1 protein-coding gene is annotated in these 1,168 nt (G+C 47.0%); it reads left to right on the top strand.

Annotated features, from left to right (window positions below; all coding sequences use genetic code 11):
• The coding region (locus P1X15_RS32440) for a hypothetical protein (RefSeq protein WP_277342257.1) at positions 1 to 1,168 on the top strand (1,168 nt) is incomplete at both ends.

Genomic DNA, 1,168 nt, shown 5'->3' with positions numbered 1-1,168 from the left:
TCAATCACCCAAAATGCCACGGGTGCGGGGGTCAATTACGCTGAAATCGATCAAGATGATGATTATAACAGTGCGACTGTTACCCAAACTGCTAGCGCAGGTGACAACAATGCCTACATCTATCAATACTATGAAGGTGATGCTACTGTCACTCAAACAGCTACTGGCGCAGGGAGTGAAAACGATGCTTATGTTAATCAATACGATTATTATAACACGGCTACTGTAACCCAAACGGCCATGGCTAGTGCCGACAACTATGCTTATATTGATCAGTATGATGATGACCAAAAAGCGACTGTAACTCAAACCGCCGATGGCACCGATAGCGACAACTACGCCTACATCTATCAAGATCAAACTGCAAATACAGCTACCATCACTCAGACGGCTACTTCTGGTGGTGAAAACGATGCAGCTGCTTATCAATATGGTGAAGACTCTGAAGTTACCATCACCCAAACCGCAGCAGGAGCCGGTAGCACCAATGAGGCTGATGTTACTCAAGATAGCGATACCGATGACTCCTCAGTCACTATTTCTCAAGATGCGCAAGCTGGTGCTGCAAACGATGCAGATGTTCAACAAGATGAAAATGACCTTGTTGCCAAAATCACTCAAACTGGTACTGGTGCCGGTAGCACCAACACTGCGGAGATAGTGCAAGAAACTGATACTTATAATGATAAAGCTACTATCACTCAGGATGCCAAAGCAAGTGCTGACAACTCAGCCACTATCACTCAGGCGGGTGATGATCTCACAGCCACTATCGACCAAATGGCCGACGGCTCAGGTAGCTCCAACACCGCTACTATTACTCAGGAGTCTACTGCTAACTTGAGCGATGCGACTATTACCCAAGATGCCCAAAACGCAGGTACAAACACCGCCACTATCACTCAAAAAGGAAATGACGCGACTGCATCCGTAGACCAAACAGCCGCTTTCAGTGCCACCAATACTGCTACCGTTACCCAGGAAGACCTCAACGCTCTTGGATCTAATGCCGAAATCACTCAGGATGCGATCGACAACTCTTCCAATACCGCTACTACGCTACAACGTACCGATGCTTTGGGTGACATCATCATCGACCAAACTGCTTCGGGTGCTGGCTCTAGCAACCTAGTGGATGTCTTCCAAAACTCATCTACTTTTGCTTCAT

The sequence above is a fragment of the Runella sp. MFBS21 genome (assembly GCF_029433105.1).
In the GTDB taxonomy this organism is placed as follows: domain Bacteria; phylum Bacteroidota; class Bacteroidia; order Cytophagales; family Spirosomataceae; genus Runella.
Note: the sequence above shows the minus strand (reverse complement) of the source record. Positions and strands in the feature narration are given on the sequence as shown.